At 41.3% G+C, this 25866-nt stretch carries 23 protein-coding genes; 18 read left to right on the top strand and 5 right to left on the bottom strand.

Annotation, left to right across the window (positions count from 1 at the left end):
- Positions 1-24 precede the first annotated feature (24 nt).
- The 13 genes from flhA to H5125_RS06880 all read left to right on the top strand — a co-directional run bounded on the left by flhA (position 25) and on the right by H5125_RS06880 (position 13125).
- Positions 25-2124, top strand: a complete 2100-nt coding sequence (gene flhA, locus H5125_RS06940; protein WP_011636670.1) for a flagellar biosynthesis protein FlhA — start codon at positions 25-27, stop codon at positions 2122-2124.
- 29 nt (positions 2125-2153) lie between these two features.
- The gene (gene flhF, locus H5125_RS06935) at positions 2154-3539 is read left to right on the top strand and encodes a flagellar biosynthesis protein FlhF (protein ID WP_162022667.1); all 1386 of its coding nucleotides are present in this window, start codon (positions 2154-2156) and stop codon (positions 3537-3539) included.
- A gap of 4 nt (positions 3540-3543) precedes the next feature.
- A complete protein-coding gene (locus H5125_RS06930; protein WP_011636672.1) occupies positions 3544-4425 on the top strand; it encodes a MinD/ParA family protein in 882 nt (293 codons plus the stop codon).
- The gene (locus H5125_RS06925) at positions 4418-5137 is read left to right on the top strand and encodes an RNA polymerase sigma factor FliA (RefSeq protein ID WP_101085378.1); all 720 of its coding nucleotides are present in this window, start codon (positions 4418-4420) and stop codon (positions 5135-5137) included. The genes H5125_RS06930 and H5125_RS06925 overlap by 8 nt, the downstream gene beginning before the upstream one ends.
- Positions 5138-5181: 44 nt before the next feature.
- Positions 5182-5565, top strand: coding sequence for a chemotaxis response regulator CheY (cheY, locus tag H5125_RS06920; RefSeq protein WP_011919599.1), 384 nt, complete (start codon positions 5182-5184; stop codon positions 5563-5565).
- A 13-nt stretch (positions 5566-5578) separates the two neighbouring features.
- Positions 5579-6316: a protein phosphatase CheZ gene (locus H5125_RS06915; protein ID WP_101085377.1), complete on the top strand. Its 738-nt coding sequence runs from the start codon at positions 5579-5581 to the stop codon at positions 6314-6316.
- Positions 6317-6331: 15 nt separating this feature from the next.
- Positions 6332-8545, top strand: a complete 2214-nt coding sequence (locus tag H5125_RS06910) for a chemotaxis protein CheA (RefSeq protein ID WP_182743867.1) — start codon at positions 6332-6334, stop codon at positions 8543-8545.
- Positions 8546-8575: 30 nt separating this feature from the next.
- On the top strand, positions 8576-9772 hold the full coding sequence (locus tag H5125_RS06905; protein ID WP_182743866.1) for a chemotaxis response regulator protein-glutamate methylesterase: 1197 nt from the start codon (positions 8576-8578) through the stop codon (positions 9770-9772).
- Positions 9765-10229 carry a membrane anchored protein in chemotaxis locus gene (locus H5125_RS06900; RefSeq protein ID WP_182743865.1) on the top strand — a complete coding sequence of 155 codons (465 nt, stop codon included), beginning with the start codon at positions 9765-9767 and terminating at the stop codon, positions 10227-10229. The genes H5125_RS06905 and H5125_RS06900 overlap by 8 nt, the downstream gene beginning before the upstream one ends.
- Before the next feature lie 45 nt (positions 10230-10274).
- Positions 10275-11069: a ParA family protein gene (locus H5125_RS06895; protein WP_101085373.1), complete on the top strand. Its 795-nt coding sequence runs from the start codon at positions 10275-10277 to the stop codon at positions 11067-11069.
- A complete protein-coding gene (locus H5125_RS06890; RefSeq protein ID WP_101085372.1) occupies positions 11053-12135 on the top strand; it encodes a chemotaxis protein CheW in 1083 nt (360 codons plus the stop codon). The genes H5125_RS06895 and H5125_RS06890 overlap by 17 nt, the downstream gene beginning before the upstream one ends.
- Before the next feature lie 2 nt (positions 12136-12137).
- Positions 12138-12632: a chemotaxis protein CheW gene (locus H5125_RS06885; protein ID WP_011636681.1), complete on the top strand. Its 495-nt coding sequence runs from the start codon at positions 12138-12140 to the stop codon at positions 12630-12632.
- A gap of 94 nt (positions 12633-12726) precedes the next feature.
- Positions 12727-13125, top strand: a complete 399-nt coding sequence (locus H5125_RS06880; RefSeq protein WP_059747932.1) for a DUF2802 domain-containing protein — start codon at positions 12727-12729, stop codon at positions 13123-13125.
- 87 nt (positions 13126-13212) lie between these two features.
- Here the strand turns inward: H5125_RS06880 and H5125_RS06875 are convergent, their stop codons facing one another.
- Both H5125_RS06875 and H5125_RS06870 read right to left on the bottom strand, forming a co-directional pair.
- Entirely contained in the window at positions 13213-14589 is a 1377-nt protein-coding gene (locus H5125_RS06875) for an RsmB/NOP family class I SAM-dependent RNA methyltransferase (RefSeq protein WP_182743864.1), read from the bottom strand.
- 443 nt (positions 14590-15032) lie between these two features.
- Positions 15033-15704, bottom strand: coding sequence for a DUF2461 domain-containing protein (locus H5125_RS06870; protein WP_182743863.1), 672 nt, complete (start codon positions 15702-15704; stop codon positions 15033-15035).
- A 470-nt stretch (positions 15705-16174) separates the two neighbouring features.
- Here H5125_RS06870 and H5125_RS06865 point away from each other — a divergent pair, with 470 nt between their 5' ends.
- The 4 genes from H5125_RS06865 (at position 16175) to H5125_RS06850 (ending at position 20603) form a co-directional block, all read left to right on the top strand.
- On the top strand, positions 16175-16606 hold the full coding sequence (locus H5125_RS06865; protein ID WP_182743862.1) for a RimK/LysX family protein: 432 nt from the start codon (positions 16175-16177) through the stop codon (positions 16604-16606).
- Between the two features lie 3 nt (positions 16607-16609).
- On the top strand, positions 16610-17515 hold the full coding sequence (rimK, locus tag H5125_RS06860) for a 30S ribosomal protein S6--L-glutamate ligase (RefSeq protein ID WP_101087737.1): 906 nt from the start codon (positions 16610-16612) through the stop codon (positions 17513-17515).
- Positions 17515-18528: a succinylglutamate desuccinylase/aspartoacylase family protein gene (locus H5125_RS06855; RefSeq protein ID WP_101087738.1), complete on the top strand. Its 1014-nt coding sequence runs from the start codon at positions 17515-17517 to the stop codon at positions 18526-18528. Before rimK ends, H5125_RS06855 begins: the two co-directional genes overlap by 1 nt.
- A 491-nt stretch (positions 18529-19019) precedes the next feature.
- Positions 19020-20603 carry a PAS domain-containing methyl-accepting chemotaxis protein gene (locus H5125_RS06850; protein WP_182743861.1) on the top strand — a complete coding sequence of 528 codons (1584 nt, stop codon included), beginning with the start codon at positions 19020-19022 and terminating at the stop codon, positions 20601-20603.
- 106 nt (positions 20604-20709) lie between these two features.
- Here the strand turns inward: H5125_RS06850 and H5125_RS06845 are convergent, their stop codons facing one another.
- Entirely contained in the window at positions 20710-22746 is a 2037-nt protein-coding gene (locus H5125_RS06845; protein ID WP_220487254.1) for a methyl-accepting chemotaxis protein, read from the bottom strand.
- A gap of 372 nt (positions 22747-23118) precedes the next feature.
- Here H5125_RS06845 and H5125_RS06840 point away from each other — a divergent pair, with 372 nt between their 5' ends.
- Complete coding sequence (locus tag H5125_RS06840) at positions 23119-23811, top strand: fumarylacetoacetate hydrolase family protein (RefSeq protein ID WP_101088192.1); 693 nt, start codon at positions 23119-23121, stop codon at positions 23809-23811.
- A 92-nt stretch (positions 23812-23903) separates the two neighbouring features.
- Here the strand turns inward: H5125_RS06840 and H5125_RS06835 are convergent, their stop codons facing one another.
- The gene (locus H5125_RS06835) at positions 23904-24161 is read right to left on the bottom strand and encodes a hypothetical protein (protein WP_182743860.1); all 258 of its coding nucleotides are present in this window, start codon (positions 24159-24161) and stop codon (positions 23904-23906) included.
- Positions 24162-24224: 63 nt separating this feature from the next.
- Positions 24225-25853 (bottom strand): eicosapentaenoate synthase subunit PfaD, encoded by a 1629-nt coding sequence (gene pfaD / locus H5125_RS06830; RefSeq protein WP_162022677.1) that lies wholly within the window; start codon positions 25851-25853, stop codon positions 24225-24227.
- Between the last annotated feature and the right edge of the window lie 13 nt (positions 25854-25866).

The following is a 25866-nucleotide window of genomic DNA, read 5'->3' as shown; positions in this document are numbered from 1 at the left end:
CTGACATAAAGGGTTCATCTTAATATGGATGCAAAAGCAGCTTTTGGCCAAATGAAACAAATGAAAGTATCTACTTTTAAAGGGATCGGAACGCCTTTATTAGTACTTGCTGCGTTAGGAATGGTGGTTTTACCTATTCCTGCTTTTTTGCTAGATATTCTGTTTTCATTCAATATTGCGTTGGCTTTAGTTGTACTCTTAGTTGCTATTTATGCTGACAGACCACTCGATTTTGCTGCTTTCCCTACCGTATTATTAATTGCAACGTTACTAAGACTTGCTCTAAACGTCGCCTCTACCCGTATTGTATTGCTTGAAGGTCATAATGGTGGTGCCGCTGCGGGTAAAGTCATTGAGGCTTTTGGTTCTGTGGTTATTGGCGGCAATTATGCCGTTGGTTTAGTGGTGTTCATTATTCTTATTATCATTAACTTTGCAGTGGTAACTAAAGGTGCTGGGCGTATTGCTGAGGTGAGCGCTCGTTTTACCTTAGATGCAATGCCGGGTAAGCAAATGGCCATTGATGCTGATTTAAATGCTGGCACATTAACCCAAGATCAGGCGCGGATCCGCCGTGCTGAAGTAACTCGTGAAGCCGATTTCTATGGTGCGATGGACGGTGCTTCAAAGTTTGTTAAAGGTGATGCCATTGCAGGGATCATGATCCTAGTCATCAATATGATTGGTGGATTTGTGATTGGTATGATCCAGCATGGATTAGACTTTTCTAGCGCGGTTGAAATTTATACCTTACTAACCATCGGTGATGGTTTAGTTGCGCAAATTCCCGGTTTATTACTGTCTATTGCCGCGGCTTTAATGGTGACGCGTCAAAACGAGTCTGGCGATATGGGCCAAATGATGTTCAGTCAGATGTTTGACAGTCATAAATCATTAGCCATTGCTGCTGGGTTACTTTTTATCATGGGTATTGTGCCTGGTATGCCTCATGTTGCGTTTTTGACATTTGCATTTATTACCGCTGGTGCTGCGTACTTTATTTACAAGCGTAATGTTGACAAAAAGCAAGCTGCATTAACGTTAGCGACTAAAGGGCCGGTTGAGAGCAAGGATAAAGAACCTAAAGATTTAAGCTGGGACGATGTGCGCCATGTTGATACTATTGGTCTTGAAGTCGGATATCGCTTAATTCCGCTGGTTGATAAGTCTCAAGGTGGTGAATTATTAGGCAGGATCAAAGGCGTACGTAAAAAACTGTCACAAGAATTAGGTTTTTTAGTGCCAGCGGTGCATATTCGTGACAATCTAGACTTATCACCCAATGCGTATCGAATTTCGTTAATGGGCGTCGTAGTGGGTGAGGCTGAAGTTAGGCATGATTGTGAATTAGCCATTAATCCTGGCCAAGTTTACGGTAAACTAGACGGTATTGAAACTCGCGACCCAGCTTTTGGTTTAGAGGCAGTTTGGATAGCGCCAGAGCAACGTGAACATGCACAAACTTTAGGTTATACCGTCGTTGATACTGCAACGGTTGTAGCGACTCACATAAGCCAGTTACTGAGTAATAATGCTGCTAAGTTATTAGGTTACGAAGAAGTCCAGCAGTTAATGGATATGCTTGCTAAGAACTCTCCTAAATTAGTGGATGGTTTTGTACCAGATGTCATGCCTCTGGGATCAGTTGTTAAAGTGATGCAGAACTTACTTAACGAAGGGGTATCGGTACGAGATTTACGCACCATAGTGCAGACACTATTAGAGTACGGTACTAAGAGCAATGACACTGAAGTATTAACGGCAGCAGTGCGTATAGCGTTAAAACGTATGATCGTACAAGAAATCTCTGGACCAGAACTCGAAATTCCTGTCATAACATTGGCGCCAGAGTTGGAACAGATGTTGCATAAGTCTATGCAGGCGACTGGCGGTGAAGGACCTAATATTGAACCGGGTCTTGCAGAGCGTATGCAGCAGTCATTATTAGACGCTGCACAGAAGCAAGAAATGGTAGGGCAACCAGCCATTTTATTGACATCGGGTATGCTTAGGTCAACGCTGTCAAGATTTGTTAAATACACTATTCCAAATTTACGAGTGATTTCATATCAGGAAATCCCGGACGAGAAACAAATTAGAATTGTTTCTGCAGTAGGCCAATAGTGATAACGTCAGTTTATAGAGGTGCATAAGTGAAAATTAAACGATTTTTTGCCAAAGATATGCGCGCTGCATTGGCTCAAGTAAAAGAAACCTTAGGTTCTGACGCTGTCATTATGTCAAATAAAAAAGTCACTGGCGGAATCGAAATTGTCGCTGCTGTAGATTATGATGAACCTAAAGCCGCCATCGCATCACAAGCGCCGACTACCGGTTTTATGGATGTTAGTGACGATAGGGTGTCATTAGGCGCTAAGCCTGTGATGAAAGCTCAATCAAAGGTGAACCCACCTCCTGAGGCCGACTCTTTACAAGCCTTACTTCAAAAACAACATAATCGCATGACACAACAAATGTCTGTCAGCCAAGATGAACCGGATTTACCAGAATGGGCCCGCCAATTACAAGGGGCAAAGTCTGCTAAACCAGCATCAACTTTTCAATCGCAAGCGGCACCAGAGCAAGCTAAAAAAACCAATAAAAATCAATCTGCTGATATGGATGCTCTGCGCGAAGAAATGGCTTCATTGCGTAACTTATTGACCCATCAAGTTTCATCGTTGATGAAAGATCAAAAAAAGCGTACCGATCCTGTTGGCGCAATGCTAGAAAGTAAATTGATTGCAGCAGAGTTTTCTCCAGCCGTTGCTGCTAAACTAGCGGGGCTAAGTCAACACTACACCCCAGCCGATTTAGTGAGAGCATTACCACAAAGTTTAGCCAATTTACTCGACAATCAAGGCGACGATATAGTTAAACGTGGTGGTGTTGTGGCGTTTGTTGGTCCAACCGGTGTAGGTAAGACAACTTCTTTAGCTAAAATAGCCGCTCGCTTTGCCGCCCATCATGGCCCAGAGCAGGTAGCATTGATTACCACAGACCATTATCGTATTGGTGCCTATGAGCAATTAGCGACTTATGGCAAAATAATGGGCTGTCCGGTTAAGCAAGCACATGATTTAACCGAATTAGAACAAATTTTATATCAATTTAGAAATCGTAAGTTAGTATTAATTGATACCGCAGGTATGGGACAGCGAGATATGCGCTTATATCAGCAACTGGATAATTTAACAGCAAATAGTAGGATCCCAATTCGGAGCTACTTAGTCTTATCTGCGACTGGTCAACGTCGTGTGTTACAAGATGCTGTAGAACATTTTAAACGAATTCCATTAGCGGGTGCGATTTTAACAAAGTTAGATGAATCGATATCAATTGCAGGTGCATTGAGCGTATTGATTCAAAATGAGTTACCATTAAGCTATGTTACTGACGGTCAACGTGTTCCTGAGGACATGAAAGTAGCAGATACGTTAGAGTTGGCTAAAAAGGCTCTCGCGGCGTTAAATGAAACAGAACAACAATCGTCACAAGACACAGTGTGGTCTAATGACACAGCCTATGCATTTGAGTAAAGATATGACTCGGGATCAAGCAAGTGGTTTACGTATGATGAATCAACCAAATAACGATAAAGTTAAAGTAATTGCCGTATCCGGTGGTAAAGGCGGAGTGGGTAAAACCAGTGTGTCAATTAATACTGCGGTAGCACTAGCTGAAAAGGGCAAACGCGTATTAGTGCTTGATGCCGATTTAGGTTTAGCCAACGTCGATGTCATGCTTGGGATACGTGCTGAGAAAAATTTATCTCATGTTTTGTCCGGAGATGCCGAATTAGATGACATCATTGTTCGTGGGCCTAAAGGTATTGGTATTGTTCCTGCCACATCGGGTTCTCAAGCGATGGTTGAGTTGTCGCCAGCACAACATGCTGGACTTATCCGTGCATTTAGTGAAATGCGAACTCAGTTCGATATTTTAATTGTGGATACTGCTGCTGGTATATCAGACATGGTGCTGAGTTTTTCTCGTGCATCACAGGATGTATTGATAGTCGTTTGCGACGAACCAACATCAATTACTGATGCTTATGCGCTGATTAAAATTTTAAGTCGTGAACATGGTGTGTTCCACTTCAAAATTGTGGCAAATATGGTACGTAGTTTACGAGAAGGTATGGAATTATTTGCTAAACTCAGTAAAGTGACGGATAGATTTTTAGATGTTGCTTTAGAATTAGTGGCAACAATACCATTCGATGAAAATTTACGTAAAGCTGTTCGTAAGCAAAAGTTAGTTGTTGAAGCGTATCCTAAGTCGCCTTCAGCTATCGCTTATCATGGATTAGCCAATAAAATTATGACTTGGCCAGTTCCACAACAGCCAGGTGGTCATTTAGAGTTTTTTGTTGAACGTCTTGTACAACGTAAGCCGATACAAGAAGGAAGAACGAGTGAATAAAGCCGCCGCGTATACTCAGTTCGATAACAAAACGTCTATTGTTGAACAGTATGCACCGTTGGTAAAAAGAATTGCTCATCATATGCTGGCAAGATTACCAGCATCGGTGCAACTTGATGATTTATTACAAGCTGGGATGATGGGGTTACTTGAGGCCTCATCTAAATTTGATAACAGTAAAGGGGCTAAGTTTGAAACCTTTGCAGGCATCAGAATTCGTGGTGCAATGATAGATGAAATTCGACGTGGTGACTGGGTTCCGCGCTCAGTTCATCGTAATAATCGTTTAGTAGCACATGCAATTGATGAATTGGGGCAACTGCTTGGAAGAGATGCCAATGATACAGAAATTGCTGAAAAACTTGATATGTCTCTCGATGAATACCATCATATCTTAAATGATGTTTCTGTTGGTAAAATCATAGGCATAGAAGACCTTGGCGTGTCGCAAGATGTGTTAATCACAGACAACGAAACGCCAGATGAAACCTTTGACTCGCTTGCTGAAATTCAATTCCAATCTGCATTGGTTGAAGCAATTAAGACATTGCCAGAAAGAGATGCATTAGTGTTGTCGTTGTATTACGACGAAGCATTAAATTTAAAAGAAATCGGTGCCATCCTTGAAGTTAGCGAATCGCGAGTAAGCCAGATATTAAGTCAGGCAATGCTCAGATTAAAAGCGAAACTCAAGCATTGGACACAAGAATAATAACTTATCTAGAGCAAACGAGTGTCAGCTCACCGGAGGAAACCTTGGACAAGAATATGAAGATTCTTATTGTTGACGATTTTTCAACAATGAGGCGTATCATTAAGAACTTGTTGCGAGATTTGGGATTTAATAATACCCAAGAAGCAGATGATGGCTCAACAGCCCTACCTATGTTACAAAAAGGCGATTTTGATTTTGTGGTAACAGACTGGAATATGCCTGGAATGCAAGGTATTGATTTACTTAGAGCAATCCGTGCAGATGATTCGTTAAAGCATTTACCTGTGCTAATGGTAACTGCAGAAGCTAAGCGTGAACAGATTATTGCTGCAGCGCAAGCCGGTGTAAATGGTTATGTCGTAAAACCTTTTACCGCAGCTACGTTAAAAGAAAAGTTAGACAAAATCTTTGAACGACTCGCATAAGCAAGGATAAGTCATGCAGGCATCAATATCGGGGTTAATCACTCTCGAACAGGCCCAAGAACTTGTTGAATTGCTTACCTTGGGTCAACAAGATAAAGCCGATGAAATGATCAGAGAGCTTGCAACGCCATTGCAGCGTGAGCTTTTTGAAGAAGTCGGTAAGCTAACTCGACAACTCCATAGTGCACTAAAAGATTTTCAAGTTGATAACCGTTTATCTGAATTAGCCAATACCGAAATACCAGATGCTAAAGAAAGATTGAACTATGTTATCGACATGACAGAACAAGCTGCAAATAAAACCATGGATGCAGTTGAAGAATGTCTACCTTTGGCCGATACCATCATTAGCAATATACAATCAGTGACGCCAATGTGGGATAAATTGATGCGTCGTGACATAGAAATGGGTGAGTTTAAGTCACTTTGTCATGATGTTCAGCAGTTTATGTTACATAGTGAAAATGATTCTAATCGTCTTCGCGAGTTATTAAATGAAATTTTGATGGCGCAAGACTTCCAAGATTTGACGGGGCAAATGATCCGTCGAGTGATTGATTTAGTTCGTGAAGTAGAAAGTAATCTGGTCTCAATGCTAACGGTATTCGGAGATCATACTACTGAATCATTGCCAACTATAAACGAAAATAAAATAGAAGCAGAAGGTCCCATCATGCATGCTGAACTGCGTGAAGATGTGGTGACAGGTCAAGATGAAGTAGACGATCTGCTATCAAGTCTGGGTTTCTAATTAGGAGTCAATTTAATGTCTTTTGATGTTGATGAAGAGATACTCCAGGACTTTTTAATTGAAGCTGGCGAGATTTTAGAGCTTCTACAGGAGCAGCTAGTTGCTCTTGAAAATAATCCTGATGACAGTGATTTACTCAATGCTATTTTCCGTGGATTCCATACTGTTAAAGGTGGGGCTGGTTTTTTAAGTCTAAAACCGATGGTTGACGTGTGTCATGAAGCTGAAAACACGTTCGATTTATTACGCACCGGTAAACGTGGCGTAAATGCAGAATTAATGGATATTATTTTGCAAGCGGTCGACGCAATTAATTCCATGTTTGCTCAAACTCAACAGGGAGAATCACAAGACCCTGCGGATTCTGCATTACTTGCTAAACTCAAATTATTAAGTTCAGGAGCGCCATTACCTTCAGAAATGTCGGCAGATGAGCCAGAACCAATTGAAAATATTGTTGAATTCAGTGATCCTGAATATGTCGAAGATATTAGCATTCCCTCAGCGGAAGCATCTGACACTGGCAGTATTGATGACATTGATGAGTTAGAATTTGAGGCGTTGCTTGATGCCTTACATGGTCCGGGTAAAAGTCCTGTTGCAGCTAAACCTTCTGAAGTAAAAAAAGACAATATTGATTCAAAGCCTGCCGCAAGTAGTAGCGATGAAATCACTGATGATGAGTTTGAAGCATTATTAGATGAATTGCATGGCTCAGGTTCATTTGAAGCTAAAACCAAACCTGCAGCTCCAACTAAGCCTGCTGCAACGCCTATTGTTGAACCCCTTGTTGATTCTGATGAAATAACTGACGATGAATTTGAACGTCTTTTAGATGAATTACACGGAAAAGGTACTGCGCCAGTTGCTAAATCGCAAACGCCTCCTCCAGCTCAACCTTCTAAAGCCGTTGCTCCTGTGCAAGCAGCAAAAGTTAGCCCAGCTCCTGTTGTTAAACCAGTAGCGACATCAGTCCCTGTAGTTGCTCCAAAGGTTGAACCTGTAAAAGACAAAACACCTGCTAAAGCGGCGTCTGTCCCACAAGGTGAAACAACGGTTCGTGTTGATACTGCTCGTTTAGATCAAATCATGAATATGGTTGGTGAGTTAGTGTTAGTGCGTAACCGATTGGTTAGTTTAGGCATTAATCGTGAAGACGAGGAGATGTCCAAAGCGCTAGCAAACCTGGATTTGGTTACGGCTGATTTACAAGGTGCGGTGATGAAAACCCGCATGCAACCGATTAAGAAAGTTTTTGGTCGTTTCCCGCGTGTTGTCCGTGATTTAGCCCGTACCTTAAATAAAGAAATTGATTTAATCATGATTGGTGAAGAAACCGATCTTGATAAAAACTTAGTTGAAGCGTTAGCCGATCCTTTAGTCCACTTAGTTCGAAACTCAGTCGATCACGGTATCGAAATGCCGATAACTCGTGAAGCGAGCGGTAAATCTCGAACCGGTACCATTACCTTATCGGCTAGCCAAGAAGGTGACCACATCCTGCTTAAAATTGAGGATGATGGCGCGGGAATGGACCCTGAGAAGCTAAAACAAATTGCGATAAGTCGTGGTGTGCTTGATGAAGATGCCGCTTCGAGAATGACCGATAACGAAGCTTACAATTTGATTTTTGCCCCAGGGTTTTCAACCAAAGTTGAAATTTCAGATATTTCAGGCCGTGGAGTAGGCATGGATGTGGTGAAAACCCGCATCAACCAACTTAACGGTACTGTTTATATTGACTCAATGAAAGGTAAGGGTACTGTTCTCGAAATTAAAGTGCCATTAACCTTGGCTATTATGCCGACATTGATGGTTGATGTGTCTAATCAAGTTTTTGCACTACCATTATCAAGTGTGAATGAAATCTTTAATTTAGATTTAACAAAAACCAATATAGTCGATGGTCAATTGACGGTGATTTTCCGTAATAAGGCCGTGCCATTATTTTACCTAGAACATTGGCTGCACAGTAAAAAATCAACCTTTAAACATGGTGATAAGAAGCATGGTCATGTGGTTATTGTTCAGCTTGGTACGATGCAAATTGGTTTTGTTGTAGATGCATTGATTGGACAAGAAGAAGTGGTCATTAAACCGCTTGGCAGTATGTTACAAGGTACTCCAGGTATGGCGGGTGCGACAATTACATCCGATGGTGGTATTGCACTGATTTTAGATGTGCCAGGACTGCTAAAACATTACGCTAAAAGCAAAAAAATAAAATAAGAATAAAAGTTCCATTATTTAAGGAATTAAATGGCCATAAAAGTACTAGTTGTAGATGATTCTAGCTTTTTTCGACGTCGAGTCAGTGAGATTGTCAATCAAGATCCTGATCTCGAAGTCGTTGCCGTTGCTGTTAATGGCAAAGAAGCTGTTGATATGGCTGCAAAGTTAAAGCCTCAAGTCATTACGATGGATATTGAAATGCCTGTGATGGACGGTATAACTGCTGTCCGTGAAATTATGGCTAATAATCCTACTCCCATTTTAATGTTTTCATCGTTAACTCATGATGGTGCTAAAGCGACACTTGATGCGTTAGAAGCAGGTGCATTAGATTTTTTGCCAAAACGTTTTGAAGATATAGCAACCAATAAAGACGATGCGATTCTTTTGTTACAGCAACGAATTAAAGCATTAGGTCGACGTAGGATATATCGGCCAAGTTCGTTAACACCTACTTCATTACCAGAATCTCGTCGTTCAACGATTGCGGCTCCAGATATCAACACGCCTCGTCGTCCGCTAAGCAGTCGTTTAGCTTCCACAACAACGCCTGTAGCGACTCGTTCCAGTTTATCCACAACCTTAGCAGATCGTCAGAGCGCTAATCCGACAACGTCTTCAATATCGTCTATTCGGGCCAGTGGTAAGCAATATAAATTGTTACTCATCGGGACTTCAACCGGTGGGCCAGTAGCATTACAGAAAGTATTAACTGCATTTCCTGCAAATTATCCTCATCCCATAGTGTTGATACAGCATATGCCTGCGGCGTTTACTCCAGCCTTTGCAGCTCGTTTAAATACCTTGTGTAAAATTGAGGTAAAAGAAGCCGAAAATGGTGATGCCATGCGCCCCGGTTGTGCCTATTTGGCGCCCGGAGGCATGCAGCTCATGATTGAGCGAAGCGGTATTTCTGGAAGACTTAAAGTCATTTCCGGAACCCAAGAAATGAACTATAAGCCGTGTGTTGATATTACTTTTGCATCAGCATCCAAAGCTTTTGGCGGTGATGTTTTAGCGGTTGTATTAACGGGAATGGGCGCAGACGGTAGAGAAGGTGCCAGAATGTTAAAGTCTGTCGGTGCCACTATTTGGGCGCAGGATGAAGCAAGCTGCGTGGTATATGGTATGCCTCAAGCTGTAGCATCAACCGGTATCGCAACTCACTCTATTTCATTAGATAATATGGCTGAAGCTATTTTAAAAGAGTCTAGTCGTGGCTAAGCCAGAATACTCATTGCAGACGAAGCAAAAACTGGGATTTTTTTTGTCCTTTATTGCCATAGTAGTATTAGCGGGTTTATATATTGACGCTGATCAAAAAGTGACTTTATTAGAGCAGGATGTAGCACGATTAACGGCGTCTCAAGTGTTATTGATGGTACCCGATGATCAGGCCGCGAATATTGCTAATTGGTTAACTCAACATCCTGAACAAACTCAAGCAATCATAGCGTCAGCAGGAAAAAAACAAGCACAAAGTGTGCTGTTTGGTCCGGGTTCTTTAGATGATGCACCGCTTACTGATCTTGATAAGGTTGAGCACGATACTGATGTTTCTGCTGAACAAAATGATCAAGAAGTCATAGTGTCAGAAGATGCTCAGGGGGTTAAAGTGATCCGTTTACCTAATGGTGGCATCCGTGTAACAACCCGCGATGATAAACAACACAAGCAGTAGTCAATTTACCATAACAATATCATTATAATGAGTTGAGAGGCTTCTTTGAAAGTATGGACGGTAGCTAACCAAAAAGGTGGGGTAGGTAAAACCACCACAGTAGCCAGTTTAGCCGGAGCATTGGTTAAACGTGGCCAACGAGTGTTGATAATCGATACCGATCCTCATGCTTCATTGGGCTATTACTTAGGTATTGATTCAGACGAAGTGCCTTGCTCGCTTTATGATGTTTTTTTGAATCATCAAACACTGACCCAAGAGTTTATTTTACAAAATGTGCTTCCAACTCAAATTGAAGGGCTTGATATCATTCCGGCTAATATGGCGTTAGCGACACTTGATAGGTCACTAGGTCATCAAGAAGGAATGGGGTTGGTGTTACGTAACTTATTGTCATTGCTTGAAGATAAATATGATGTTGCTATTATCGATTGTCCGCCAGTATTAGGGGTGTTAATGGTTAATGCATTAGCAGCAAGTCATCACATTATTATTCCTGTTCAGACTGAGTTTTTGGCGATAAAAGGACTCGAACGTATGGTGAAAACCATGGAAATAATGGGGCGTTCTAAGAAAACCCGTTATAGCTATACCGTATTACCTACAATGTATGACAAGCGCACTAAAGCGTCCCCAATAGCGTTACAATTTTTGCAGGATAAATATGCTTCAACACTGTGGCCCAATGATGTAATACCTGTAGATACAAAATTTAGAGATGCAAGTTTGGCTCATTTACCCGCATCACATTATTCAGCCAGTAGCCGAGGTGTAAAAGCATATAATCGTTTGCTGGATTTTTTATTTTCTCAGGAGTTTACTCATGTCAAAATCGGTTGATGAAACTGTTTTTGATTATTTCAGTCTTTTATTACAGGAATCGCCTAAACCGATTACTGAGCAAAGCCTTGAGGTAAAACCAAGTCTTTCTGTTAATTCCGTTAATGACATCACCGATAAAGTGTCCATTATTAACGACGACAAACCGACTCGTATGTCGGCTGAAATGACGTTATCGGCACATTATTCACAACTAACATCATCTAAAGCCTCTCCTGTCATTGCTAGGCAATATGCAGAGCCAACTACCAGTGTCGATAAACAGGCACTTGAAAAATTATTATCTGCTGTGTCTAAACCCAGAGTAGAAACCGATTTAACGCAACAGATTAAAGCCAGTGCAGAACGAGTTCGTCAGGCTATCACTCATATTGAGCCTGAAGTTGGCATTAGTCGTGCAAAAATACAACAAACAGAATTAACGAATAAAGAAATCAAGCCGTTAGTCGATATAAACAATAACGAAAGTTCACATGCTGATATAAAAGACGCTATTATTAAGCATGAACAGTTGGTAGAGAATTCGCCGACGCAAGAGCACAATGCGCCACAGACTCAGGTTGGACACCAACCGCCCAGTATTACTCATGATTTGCAAGAGTTACTTGAAGATGAATTTCAGGTGTTATTCTTCAATGTAGCAGGGTTAACACTCGCTGTGCCATTGGTGAGTTTGGGTGGGATTATAAAAATAGAGAAGATAAGCCATCTTATCGGTAGGCCATCTTGGTTTAAAGGGGTGCAAACCCACCGAGATACTAAAATAAATGTGGTTGATACGTGCGCGTGGGTGATGCCTGAAAAATATACTCCAGAATTAGCACAGACAGTAAATTATCAATATCTTGTTATGCTTGAAGATAGTCAGTGGGGATTAACGTGCGAATCGTTAGTTAACGCCGTTAAAATAGATAAATCACACGTCAATTGGCGTGAGAAACCGGGTAAGCGTCCTTGGCTTGCTGGGGTAGTAAAACAACAAATGTGTGGCATTTTACATGTTCAAGCATTAATCAAAATGCTTGATGCAGGTTTAGGTTGTCAGGATTCGATTGACCGAGGTTAACTATGAGCAATTCTAGAAGTGTAGCAGCGGCTACTGCAGCTAAAGACGATTTAGTATTACAATGGGTTATATTTAAGCTAGATAATGAAACCTACGGTATTAACGTAATGCAAGTTCAAGAAATATTACGTTACACCGAAATTGCTCCTGTACCAGGTGCACCAGATTATGTTTTAGGTATTATTAACTTACGCGGAAACGTGGTAACGGTTATCGATACTCGTTCACGTTTTGGTTTGCCATCAGCCGAACTGGATGATTCTACTCGAGTGGTTATTATTGAAGCTGAAAAACAAGTGATCGGGATTTTAGTTGATAGTGTCGCTGAAGTGGTTTATTTACGTCGCTCAGAAATTGATAACGCGCCGAATGTGGGCACTGAAGAAAGCGCTAAATATATTCAAGGCGTGAGCAACCGCGATAACGAATTATTGATTCTAGTCGACTTGGATAAATTATTATCTGATGATGAGTGGGTAGAGTTAACACAAATTTAATCGTAATCTGATGAAAAAAGCCAACCGAATTACTGTTGGCTTTTTGTTTTGGCTTTAATTTTGTTTTTTTGGTTGAAGCAACAAAGGTATGTTAATGGGTGATGAATTTCTAATTGCAGCTTTAGTGTACGTTATTGCATGTCTTGGTTTGGTACTTTACTTACAAAAACAGTCGAGTAAATTAAAAACTAAAGTTAATGCCCTAACAGTGCTAGTAAAAGAAAGCGACCGTCAGCGGGAAGCTGTTAAACGTGAACTACACGAATTGCGCAGTGGTACTATTGGTGTAGGAAGGCGTGTTGTCGAATTAGAGAAAAAACTCTCCAAGCAATTTGATATGCTGGAAGAAGCTAGCCAGCAAGACCCTCAAGCCAAATTATATTCTAGGGCAGTAAAAATGGTGGGTTTGGGGGCCGGTATTGAAGAGTTAATGCAAGAGTGTGAGTTACCTAAAGCAGAAGCTGAATTAATATTACGCCTACATCGAAAATAGCCCGTTAACCATTAGCTTGCAATAATAAAAGCCATCGATATGATGGCTTTTTAGTGGGAAATTTTAATTCTCTTTCGGCTAGGCGTACTATTTGCGGCGCATTTTTGCGACAAACATGCCATCACTGTTGGCTTGCTGAGGCCAAATTGTCAGCATATTACACGGTTGCCCAGTAAAAGGATGGATGACCGGTTCAAGTTCAAACTCGGATGTTTCTGATAAAAAGTCTTTTACAATTTGTTCATTTTCACTAGGTGATAAAGAGCACGTAGCATAAACCAATTTACCGCCTACTTTTACTGCCACTGCGCTACGTCGTAAAATGGTTAGCTGTAGCATCGGTTTATCTGTTACTGCACTGGCATCATCAAGCCATCGCATATCTGGATTTCTACGCCAAGTACCTGTGCAGCTACAGGGTGCATCGACTAACACTCCGTCAAAGGTATTCGCATCTACAGGCAATACGTCGCCTTTCCAAGGTGCAACACTAATATTATCAAAACCTGCACGTTTGGCACGCTTGCGTAGCTCTTCCAACGGTTTAGTTCGAATATCAGATGCAATAATACTGCCCGTTAAGGCAGAGCTTTGCTGCAACATTAATGAATATAATTGCAGTGTTTTGCCGCCAGCACCACTACAAGCATCCCACCATTTTTCATGGTTACTTGGTTGACAAATTTGACCAATTACTTGCGAGGCTAAATCTTGGATTTCAAGATAACCTTGTTTATAAACATTTATTTCATTTAGATTAATACTTTTATGACCTAAATTTATGGCATCAGAAAAGTAACTATTCGCTTTTGCTTCAACGCCCGCTTGTCGAAGAGATTCGATCACTTTTTCTGTTGATAATGTTTGTGCACGAGCCCAGATCGGAGGTCGACTGCTCATTGCATTAACAACAGCATATTGATCAACATCATCAATAGGGCAAAGTTGCCAAAACCATTGTGGTAACAACTGGGTTAGTTGACAGGTATCAATGCCACTTACATTAATAAAGGCGGTTAATTTGTCATTTAATGAAGGGGTATTTATCAGTTCAACCTGGTCCGGGCGGGTTTGAGGCCAACTTGCGAAGTCATTCCAGGCAGTAGTAACGTCATTCCATTCATGTTGTTCCAACATCGCGCATGTGCTTAGCTGTTGAAACCATGTAGTGTGTTTTTGGCTTGAATTTAATTGCTTTAACCAGCCCCACCAGCGAAATAGACCAAACAAACTTTCGCGGATCACTCGCCTATCTTTTGACCCATGTTTTTTATGTTCACGAAAATATTGGCCAATGATTCGATCGGCAGGCATGTTGGTACTCATAACCTGATTAAACAGTGTCTCAATAGTGGTTGAATAACTTAGGGCTCGCTTTTGTGCTGGTGTCGTCGCAGCTATTTCTTGCGCATGTGTCTCGTCTGATGTGGTTGCGTTAGACATGGCGGGAATATTATGACTCATGAATTGACCTGATATTGCCGCACAGCACATAACCGATGCTGTACAGGGGACTATTTCTTGCTAGTTTAACACGGCTTATCTAAATGATGAGCTAAAACTATGTTGGTCAAAATGACATCATACCTTAGCGATAATCTTGTAATATTAAATAATTCTCAAAGGTTATCACCCGCGTTCTGTGTTAAATAACCTGAGCTCGGGATAATAAACGCCTTTCAAACAGCCCTTTGTCCTGCTAACTGTGTTGAATCGACTTACAATAGGCTAGCTATTGACGTGTCAATTCGCCTTGTTAGCATAACAAATGACAAGCTTGAAAGTGAGCTTGGTTAACATGCTGATTTTAAATAGCTAAGTTCATTCCTTATCCCGAGTTCAGGTTAAATACGCTTATTCACGTCGTCGAAACGACGCTTCTATGATGATGTTATGATTCACTCTCACTAAAAGTCTAAATCTAATGCAAAACATAGATAGGCCATTAGCGCGCGGGTATGTTGATATTCTTGTGCACAAAATTCAACAAAATCAGCCTGACATACTTGTTCTGAACTAATTGGTTTGATGGCAATAAAGTCTTTGCGCCTGAGCTCGTCAATCATTGGGTGATGTTTATCAAATCCTCGTGGAGGTCTAATTAAACTGTCTCCCGTTAATTCAAATCCTGCTTGTGATAGTTGAGTTAATGCTTTTTGATAAGCATTAGGGTTTTCATCAATACAATGACGAATGGCATTGAGATCTTTTGATTCTGGGTGCCAAATACCCGCGGCAATGAAGCATTCATCATTAGCGATGTGAACATAAAACCCCGGAGCATGGACATCTTTGGCTTGAAAGTGTTTAAACTGAATACCGACATTGGTTTTATAAGGCGTTTTATCTTTGCTAAAGCGACTGTCGCGTTGTGGACGCATTAGACTGCCGCCAACTTTTTTAGCCACGGCGATGAATCGTGGCGACATCGCTAAAATAGGTCCTTGCATGGCTTCTATAAACTGTAAAGCTGGCGTTCTCACTTGATCTTCGTATTGCTGTTGGTTGGCTTTAAACCATTCTCTATCGTTGTTAACTGCTAGACTGTTTAAAAAATCGAAACTATGTTGACTGAACATGACGGTACCTTTTTTTTACAATAGCGATGCAGATATTAATGTTATAATTTGGCTATCATGTTAAACAATGTCTACTCTGAGTGAAATAGCTAGGGTTGATTTAAGCCATTAATATTGTGCACGTTATTTGAACATTTAAATGTTAACTCTGTATTTTTTGTATTAAAAAACAAGGTAAACGTTAGTTTTTGGCGCTTTAGGTATGGTCGTGTTGTTGTTGTAACTTACTGACATAGAAATTTTTTTTAGATATGTTGTTAATGTTAGTTTGATATAAATAAAGTGTTGGTGTTAAAATTGTTTTGAAGGCTATATTTTTGACAAAAACTTTGTCGGTTAACGTTTGGTTAACAAAGCGTATACGTTGAGCAGTGCAATCAAAAACTTAATTGTGGCGTCTGCTCAAATATTGAATTTATAGAAAGATAACACTTTGGAATGAATAATTCCTCTACAAGAAAGGATTGACCATGACTGAACATTCCCTCGGTATTGTGGGTTGGCGTGAATGGGGCACTTTTCCTGATATTGGCAACGAAAGAGTCAAAATCAAAGTGGATACTGGCGCAAAAACATCTTGTTTACATGCGTTCAAAATAAAACCGTTTCAAAAAGAAAACCAAAAATGGGTTCGAGTCTGGCTTCATCCTGACCAAGGTTCAGATCGTGAAGTCGTATGTGAATTTCATGTATTTGATCGCCGAGATGTTAGTGACTCTGGTGGTCATGTAACGAAACGCTACGTGATAAAAACGCCGATCCAAATCGGTGATCAGCTTTTTGACATCGAACTGACGTTAACCAATAGAGATCACATGAAATTTAGAATGTTATTGGGACGCCGCGCATTAGAAGGGCGTTTTTTGGTTAATTCAGCAGAATCATTTCTAGCAGGAGAATAACAAATGCATATTGCAATAATGTCGAGAAATAAGAATTTATACTCGACAAGTCGGTTAAAAGAAGCTGCTGAAGCTCGTGGTCATATTGTCAATATTGTTGACCCATTAAAGTGTTATATGAACATCAACATGAATGCGCCTAGCATCCATGTTCGCGGTGAAGAACTGCCAAAATTTGATGCGGTTATTCCGCGTATTGGCGCATCTGTCACCTTTTATGGCACCGCGGTATTGCGCCAGTTTGAGATGATGGGAACACATCCATTAAATGAGTCGGTCGCGATTACTCGCTCACGTGATAAGTTACGTTCATTGCAACTATTATCACGTAAAAATATTGGTTTACCAGTAACAGGTTTTGCCAATAAACCGGCAGACATCCCCGATTTATTAGACATGGTCGGTGGCGCCCCTTGTGTGATTAAGCTACTTGAAGGAACCCAAGGTATTGGTGTTGTCTTAGCTGAAACTCGCAAAGCGGCTGAATCTGTTATTGAAGCCTTTATGGGCCTAAAAGCTAATATCATGGTGCAAGAATATATCGCTGAAGCCGGTGGTGCAGATATTCGTTGTTTTGTTATTGGTGACAAAGTGATTGCCGCGATGAAACGCCAAGCATTACCTGGCGAGTTCCGTTCTAATTTACACCGTGGTGGTTCTGCTAGCATTGTTAAATTAACGCCTGAAGAGCGCTCAACCGCGTTACGTGCCGCTAAAACAATGGGTTTAAATGTTGCTGGCGTAGATATTTTACGTTCTAAACACGGTCCATTAGTGATGGAAGTTAACTCATCTCCTGGTCTTGAAGGTATCGAAAAAGCTACTGGCATTGATGTTGCTGAAAAAATCATTCAGTTTATTGAGAAAAACGTTAAATCCACCAGTTCAAAAACGAAAGGTGTTGGTTAATGGTAAAAAAGCATGAACCGTTTGTTATCGGTGATGTTAGCGTAGCGGCAGGCACTCAACAAAGTGTCAAATTGCCCGCAGCAAAACTGTATAACGATACACCGATGGATTTGCACGTTGAAGTGTTTCACGGCACTAAAGCGGGACCTGTTTTATTGGTTTGTGCAGCAATCCATGGTGATGAGTTAAATGGCATTGAAATATGTCGACGTTTGCTCGGTCGTGTTAATGCTAAAACCTTAACGGGAACCCTATTAATTGTTCCCATCGTTAACGTGTTTGGTTTTATTCAACAATCTCGTTATTTACCGGATCGTCGCGATTTAAATCGCTGTTTTCCGGGCTCTGCTAAAGGTGCGCTAGCGAGTCGTTTAGCCCATTTATTCAGCAGTATTTTAGTGAAACGTGCAACCCATATTGTCGATTTGCATACCGGTGCTATCCATCGCGATAATTTACCGCAGATCCGTTGTGACACCGACGATGAAGTGATGCTCGACATGGCAAATGCCTTTGGTGCTCCGGTGATAATGTCATCAAAAGCACGTGAGGGTTCAATGCGTGGTTATGCCAACAGCCTGAATATTCCTTGTATTTTATATGAAGCAGGTGAAGCACTGCGCTTTAGTGATATGTCGATTAAATCTGGCGTTAATGGTGTTATCAATGTGATGCGCTGTTTAAGTATGACTAAAGGCAAAATTAAAACCAAAAGTACCAGCGTCAATGCCAGCCGCAGTTATTGGGTCCGCAGTGAGTCTGATGGATTAGTAAATATTAAGCTTAAATTGGGTGAGCGCGTCTCTAAAGGGCAGGTGTTAGCCAATATCGTTAACCCTTTGGGTGGTGAACCATTGCCATTGCTAGCGCCGACAGACGGAATTATTATTGGCAACAGTAATATTCCCGTGACCAATGAAGGCGAAGCCTTGTTTCATATTGCGCAATTTAGCGGTGACGAGATAGAAATCATCAACGATAACCTTGACGATTTTATGCAAGAATACGCTTAATACATTTGTACATTGATGTTTGTTTTGTGTAAATGGCCCTGTTGCTGCTCAAATTGAATATTGTTAGCTGATTGAGAGCACGACTTGGATCATTTGAGCGTCAAATTAATATGTGGGGCAATACATTGCCTCACATATTAAGCCTTCACCACTATATCCCCTTAAGTAATAACTCACTTTTGCAGTTAACCTGTTAAGCTCTGCCCTGGGTAGTCGCTTGGGTAAATCGAGAGAAACGTCTTAGCAGAATTTATCTATATCACTGTGCGAGTGGTAAGTATTAGGGTTAAATTAATTATTTAATTGACAATTTTCAAATACATATCAAACTATAATGACTTATAATAAATAGGGATATGGCACACTCACATTAGTGATGACATTTCTCAACCACCTTATTAAATGGAAGTTCTGTCTATGCACCTTTGGTGTAACAGATAGCATTAATGAGTTTTCTTATTCACTATACCGAGACAAGGATGTCAGTGCCTATGCGCAATAATCAACCCATTACCCTTAATCAGTACCACTTCGATGATGATGTTCGTTTAATTTCAGGAACCGATCTGCGCGGTCATATTATCTACTGCAATGATGCTTTTGTTGACGTCAGCGGCTTCGACAAAAATGAATTGATTGGTAAGCCACATAATCTTGTGCGTCATCCTGATATGCCAAGTGAAGTATTTAAGGATATGTGGGCATGTATCTCTAGTGGTAAAGTGTGGATGGGGCTGGTTAAGAATCGCCGTAAAAATGGTGATTATTATTGGGTTAGTGCATTTGTTACGCCAGTATTTGATAATAATAAAGTCGCCGGTTACGAGTCCGTTAGGGTGACTGCATTACCAAGCGAAATTGCCCGTGCTGAAGCGGCTTATGCCAGAATAAAAGCTAAAAAGTCACCAAGACCACTTCATGCAAAAATAAAACATCAAGTCATTAAATTATTACCGGCTTGGTTACCCATGTTTATTTTTTCCCTTGTATTAACTGAATTTTGGGGCGTTCTCCCTGGTGCAATAGGGTTATTCACGCTTGTAGTATCAACGGCATGGTTGGGCTATAAACAGCAACAAGATTGGTATGAAGTGGTCCAACTTAATCCTAATTCGTTTACAGATCTCATTGTTGCAGAAACCTATTTTGCTGACTTTGGCGCCAAAGCGCAGGCAAAATTAGCGTTGGGTTGCGAAGTTGCCCGTTGTCGTACTGCGATGACGCGGATTGAAGATGCTGCAAAATCATTAGATGGCATTGTCGAACACACCCAAATAGAGGCTGAGTCAACGGCTAAAGCGGTGAGCTTACAAAGTGGAGCAACACAACAAATTGCCTCGGCAATTACCCAAATGTCCACTGCTATCCAAGAAGTGTCCGCGAACGTTGAACGTAATGCTTATAGTGCAAAAGAAGCGTTAGACAATGTTAATGCAGGGGCTCAACTGGCTAATGAAGCTAAGCAATCTATTGATGAGTTAAATCTCTCTGTCGCGGATATCGCCAAAACAGTACGCGAGTTATCTGAATCTACAAGTGAGATAGGACAAGCCGCCAGCCTGATTTCGAGTATTGCCGACCAAACTAATTTGTTGGCCTTAAATGCCGCGATTGAAGCAGCAAGGGCGGGAGAACAAGGTCGTGGCTTTAGCGTTGTTGCAGATGAAGTGCGCTCCCTAGCACTGAAAACCCGCGAATCCACCGACAGAATTCACAGCATTGTGAGCGTATTAACGAAGCGAGCCAGTAATGCCGTTCAAGTGTCGGTTAGTGGTGAACAAGCGGCCAGTAAAGGTGTTGAAATTGTTGATAAAACACGTAATGCATTAGCGTCGATTAACCAATCCGTTGAACAAATCACCCAACTTACTTTAGATATGTCCGCGGCGGTAGAGCAGCAGAGTGCAGTAGCTGAGCATATTAATCAGCAAATTATTGATATTGCTGATTCTGCAGAAATTACTAAAGCTTCATCAGAAAAATCGCTACATAACAGTAGTGAATTGGGCCAGTCAGTGTTAATGGTTCGATCTATTATCAGGCGCTTTGCTGTAGGGACCTTAGGTAAGAAATAGACGATATACCACAGCATCTTTTTCAGCGTCAAAATAGGCCAGAAATCATTGCGATTACTGGCCTATTTTATTGTGTCTCTTATTAAAGATTTTATTACGCTACTGATTAGAGTTTAAAGCGTTCAACAGAGGTGGTAAGTGAGTGAGCTAATTGATTTAATTGCTGGCTTTGCTGTGTCATTGAAGCTGACTCATGGGCATTTTGTTCTGCTGAATCGGCTGTTTGAGTCATCGTTTGCTCTATTTGTTGGCTATGGCTTACTTGTTCATTGGCTGCATGAGTAATGCTTTGGCTCATGCCATTAATGGTGCTAAGCGCCGCCTCTATTTGTTCGATTGCATCATGCAACGACTGGCTTTGTTCTACACATTCACTGGCTTGTATTTGCCCTTGTGAGATGGCTGTCACGGCATAGGTTGTTTCTTGTTGTAAGGCACTAATCATGGTTTGAATTTCGGCGGTTGCTAATTGCGTTCTAGAGGCTAATGAACGCACCTCATCAGCAACAACGGCAAATCCACGCCCATGCTCACCGGCCCTAGCGGCTTCAATAGCAGCATTTAAGGCCAACAAATTAGTTTGATCGGCAATCGCACTGATGGTGGTTAAAATCCCACCAATATTATCACTGTGTTGACTGAGCTTTGCCATGGTCTCGACTGAGTCGCGCAAGCTGGTTGATAAGGCTTCAATACGGAAACGGTTATCATTAGCAATGGTTTTTATTTGTACTCCTTGCGAAGAGGCTAATTTAACATGTTGTTCAGATTCTGAAGCTTGCTCATTGACCTGATTTGAACTGTGATGTATTTGCTCTGCAAGCTGTTTAGCTTGATTAATATTGTTAATTTGTCCGGCGGCCGAATGAGATATTGTCTCGCTTTGCGCTTGCGAGCGAAGAGCGGATTCATCTAGCAAGTGTGCATCACGGCTAATGGCTTGCAATAAATTAGTTAGATCGTCAGACAGTTTATTGATGTTATCCATCAGCTCGCCAAATTCATCATTATTTCGTTTGGTTAATCTCCGAGATAAATCACCGCTGGCAATGCGCGATAATGCACTGTTAATGGCTTGTAGAGGGCCTAACATGGCTTTTGAGGTAAAGTAATAGATAAACATCGCCATTAACACAAACACCACTGCCATTGTAATAGCAAAAGTTTGTGCGGTACTCACTTCATCAATCGCAACCATTTGTAATTGATGGAATCTTTCATTGGCAAGTTTGACCAATTGATCTAACTGAGTGTTAGTTGCATCAAAAAAGGTGTTGGCTTGCAGGTTGCTATTCTCAGCTAAGCGCTGCTGATTGACGACATTTTGTTGCGCGAGATACAAGCTACCAGGGTTATCGGTGAAGTGTTTAATTGCTTGCAAGTTGGTGTCAAAATCTACAAATAGCGCAGTTGCACCCAAAGGCTCTGCTTGTTGGGTTAAGTAGTTGCCATTAACCGTAATATTACCTAATAACATGGCCACATCTTGTTTATGAATATTAACGGCATCAATAGAGGTTAATCGGCCAAGTTCTGTCATGGTATTGCCCAGAGTAAATAGCATATCGTCGATGCGTACTCCGCCGCCAATGACTTCGTTTAATAACTGCTGCTCGCCCGACGGGGCTTCTATCAGTTCTAAATCAATCATATTGTTACTGGCATTAATTCGAACATTATCAAATTGTTGTTTTAACGCGCTGAAGCTGTCGCGGTTTTGTCCTATTTCAAGTTTAGCGCTGAACATGATGTGCGATTGCTGTTCGTACTGCTGGTATGATTTTTGAGCTTGCGTTAATGACTGAAGCATTGTGGGTTGATCAGCAACTTTTGCAGATAATGTCTTTAATACCTCTCTGAACTCTAGTTGCAATTGCTTGAACTGCTTATAACTGAGGTCAATATTGTCATTATCGATTTGTGAATAAGCTAAACTGCCGGTTTTAGCCATTTTTAATAAGGTAATTTGTAAGGCATTTGACTGGTTTTGTACCGGTACTGCTAACGTTTCGATATTAATATTGGCTGTTTGAATTTTACTCAAGGAATGATAAAAAAAACTACTTCCAGCAAGCAGTAATAAGCCAATTGAGGCAAATCCTAATGCTATTTTTTGTTTGATTGTCAATTCGAATATTGTCATTTAGTCTCTCATATTGTTATTTTTCTGACGTCATTCTTACTGTATTAATACTTAATCAAGCATGATTTTTGTCCAATAGTGACAAACTCTAGAGTAGTTGGTTGTTAAAATAATGTAAATGGCATTGTGTAAAAATAGAAATATACCTTTGTTTTTATAGTTATATTTTACTTTTTCAATCCAAATAGATATTGAGCATGTGTGCCAATTGATTATGATTAATGAGCAATATCATTGAACCATTCACAATCTAATAGGCAAGCGATAATGCTTTGGGTATGATTTAAAAAGAGTCGTTGTTCTATTTTGAAATAATTCGCTTTATTGTTAGAAGGATTACTCTTATCACTATTTCAATTATTCGAGGTTAATGTGAGTTTACAATCCGTTTCGCTAACGCAATCAGATGGGCAAGTACGCCTCGTCTCGCCATCAAAAATCATTTGTATTGGGCGTAATTATGCTGAGCATATTGACGAACTCGGTAATGAAATTCCTGATGATATGGTGGTGTTCCTTAAACCAAACTCAGCCATTACCACTACTTTGTGTAGTCACTTAGGTGAGCCTTTACATTATGAAGCCGAATTATGCTTTATGGTGAATAATGGTCAGTTTAGTGCGGTTGGTGTTGGGCTTGATATGACTAAGCGTGAGCTGCAAACCAATTTAAAAACTAAAGGCTTACCGTGGGAGCGTTCTAAAGCTTTTGATGGTTCGGCGTTATTCAGCGAATTTATTGCTATAACCGCAGAGATAAAAGATTGGTGCTTTCAATTAACCATTGATAATGCCGTGACGCAATTAGGTCATCAGCAATTAATGATGTACCAGCCACACGCTATTTATAACGCTGTCAGTGAGTTTATGAGCTTAAATGATGGTGACATTGTGATGACAGGGACACCTAAAGGCGTAGGCGTGGTGACAGAAAATACTACCTTTGAGTTGAGCTTATGGGCAAATGTACCATTTACTGTATTTGAGGCTGCGCTGTCCGGCGATAAACCGATTGAACAGCTTTGTGGTAACCCAAAGATCGTTAAGCAATGGCTGGCTAAATAACGTTAGGCCGTGCAATAAAGAATACTCGAAAAAAATGACCCTCTTACTAAAGAGGGTCATTTTTTTATGAAGACATTAAATGGGTATTAATGCTATTGCATTAACGCTACGGCTTCCATGTCTAGCTCGATATCAGTGCAACCTTTAGCGCAATAAATCCCTGGGGCTTTAGCGTTTTTTGGTGCCTTTTTAGTATTAGGCGGTAATTGCAGTGTTAGTGGTTTATTACAGTCGCTGCAAGTTGCGCTGTTGCCTTTAAGCATGCGTTTTATCAGATTTTTTTGTTGATTAAAGGATGCCAATGTTGGGTCATTAATCGCTGAAAAATCGAGTTTCTGGGTATCGCTCATGTCGGTTCCTATCTTTCTAGCTGATCTCGCAATAAAGCGAGATCAATCTATTCACTTGGTCGATCACTTTACTTGATCAACTGGGCGCCAGCGTTGTAATGCTACCGGAAGGCTAACACCTTGTGCTGTTAATAAATTAACTCGGGCCAAATAAGCTGCGCCATGCATTAAGTGTTTGGCTAAGTCTACTGCATGACGCTGGGTGTAGTCATCTAAATAACTGCCTTTAGCCCATGCGTTAAATGCGCCGAGTGCCGGACCAGCCCAGATTTGATAATCCATCTCGCGACCAAGCTCACCAGTGTTTGACCAACGGCTAGACAGACCTAAGTACCAACGGAAAATCAGCGCCATTTTACGTTTAGGATTATCTTTAGCGCGCTCAATTTGCTTTGGGTCGCGCTCATTAAAATGCGCTACCGTGCCAGCCCAAATATCATCCAGGCTTGAGCGGAATACTTGTTTTTCAAGCTTTTCACGCTCGTCGCTTGGAATGGCTTCAATAGAGTCATAGCGGGTATAAATTTCGTATAACTTGTTGGCGCGCATTGGAAATAAGGTGCCACGTTTTACGACTTGCAGCTTAACGCCCATTTCGAACATATCGGCAGCAGGTGCCATCGTCACATCGGCCATTTCGGTGGTGGCCAGTAATTTACGAGTATGCTCGCTGGCTCCCGCTTCTACACAAGCCTGGTTGATTGAACCGGTAACAATGTAGGCTGCGCCCATATGAAAAGTCGCCAGTGCTGCGTCAGGCGTGCCAACACCACCACCGGCGCCAACCCGAATAGGGGTTTTATACTTGTACTGTGCTTGTACTTCATCTTTTAATGCCAAAATGGTCGGCAGTAAAGTGACTAATGGCCGATTGTCTGTGTGACCGCCTGAATCTGCTTCAGCGGTAATATCATCAGCCATAGGAACTAATTGAGCCAGCTCCATTTGTTCTGCGCTAATAAGTCCTTCATCCACCAACTGTTGCAGTATTTTAACTGGCGCAGGTTGCATAAACTTAATCGCCACTTCAGTACGGCTGATTTTCGCAATTACTTTATTGTCTATTTGCACATCACCGTGTGCGTCACGGCTTAAGCCAGCTGCGCGGTAATAGACAATTTGTGGGGTTAGGCCTAAAAAGGCTGATGCCTCAACAGTACGCACTTTGTGTTTTAAAAATAGCTCGACACTGCCACGTTCAAGTGCGGGTTCACTTGGGCTGTGGATTAAATTAAACGCATAAGGCCCGTTTGGCAGCGCGGCTTGAATGCGGTTAATCGCTTGTTCAACTCGAGATGGAATTAACCCTGCTGCGCCAAATGAACATAAAATACCAGCCTGACCTAACGCAATAACCAGTTCTTCAGAAGAAATACCATTGGCCATTGCGCCAGCATGATAGGCGAATTTTACCCCATGCACGCGGCGGAAATTACTGTCACCTAAGCTTTGGGTGCCAAGGGCAGGGGCAAATGCGCTGACTGGCAGAGCATTTGCTGCAGTAATCGCATCGGTTACGACTTGGGCTTGCTGAGCAACCCCTAAGCCTTGTTGTGTGTCGTTAACCACATAACACGCTTGTGATAAATCTTTAAGCTTCTTATCCATGCCTACAGGGTCAAAACTGACGTGTTGCTGGCTAACTTGCCATGGCCAAGGAGAAAGCTTTTCGTTATGCACTTGAGTTGTCATTATTATTCCTTTT

Source organism: Shewanella sp. SR44-4 (genome assembly GCF_014163715.1).
Taxonomy (GTDB): domain Bacteria; phylum Pseudomonadota; class Gammaproteobacteria; order Enterobacterales; family Shewanellaceae; genus Shewanella.
Note: the sequence above shows the minus strand (reverse complement) of the source record. Positions and strands in the feature narration are given on the sequence as shown.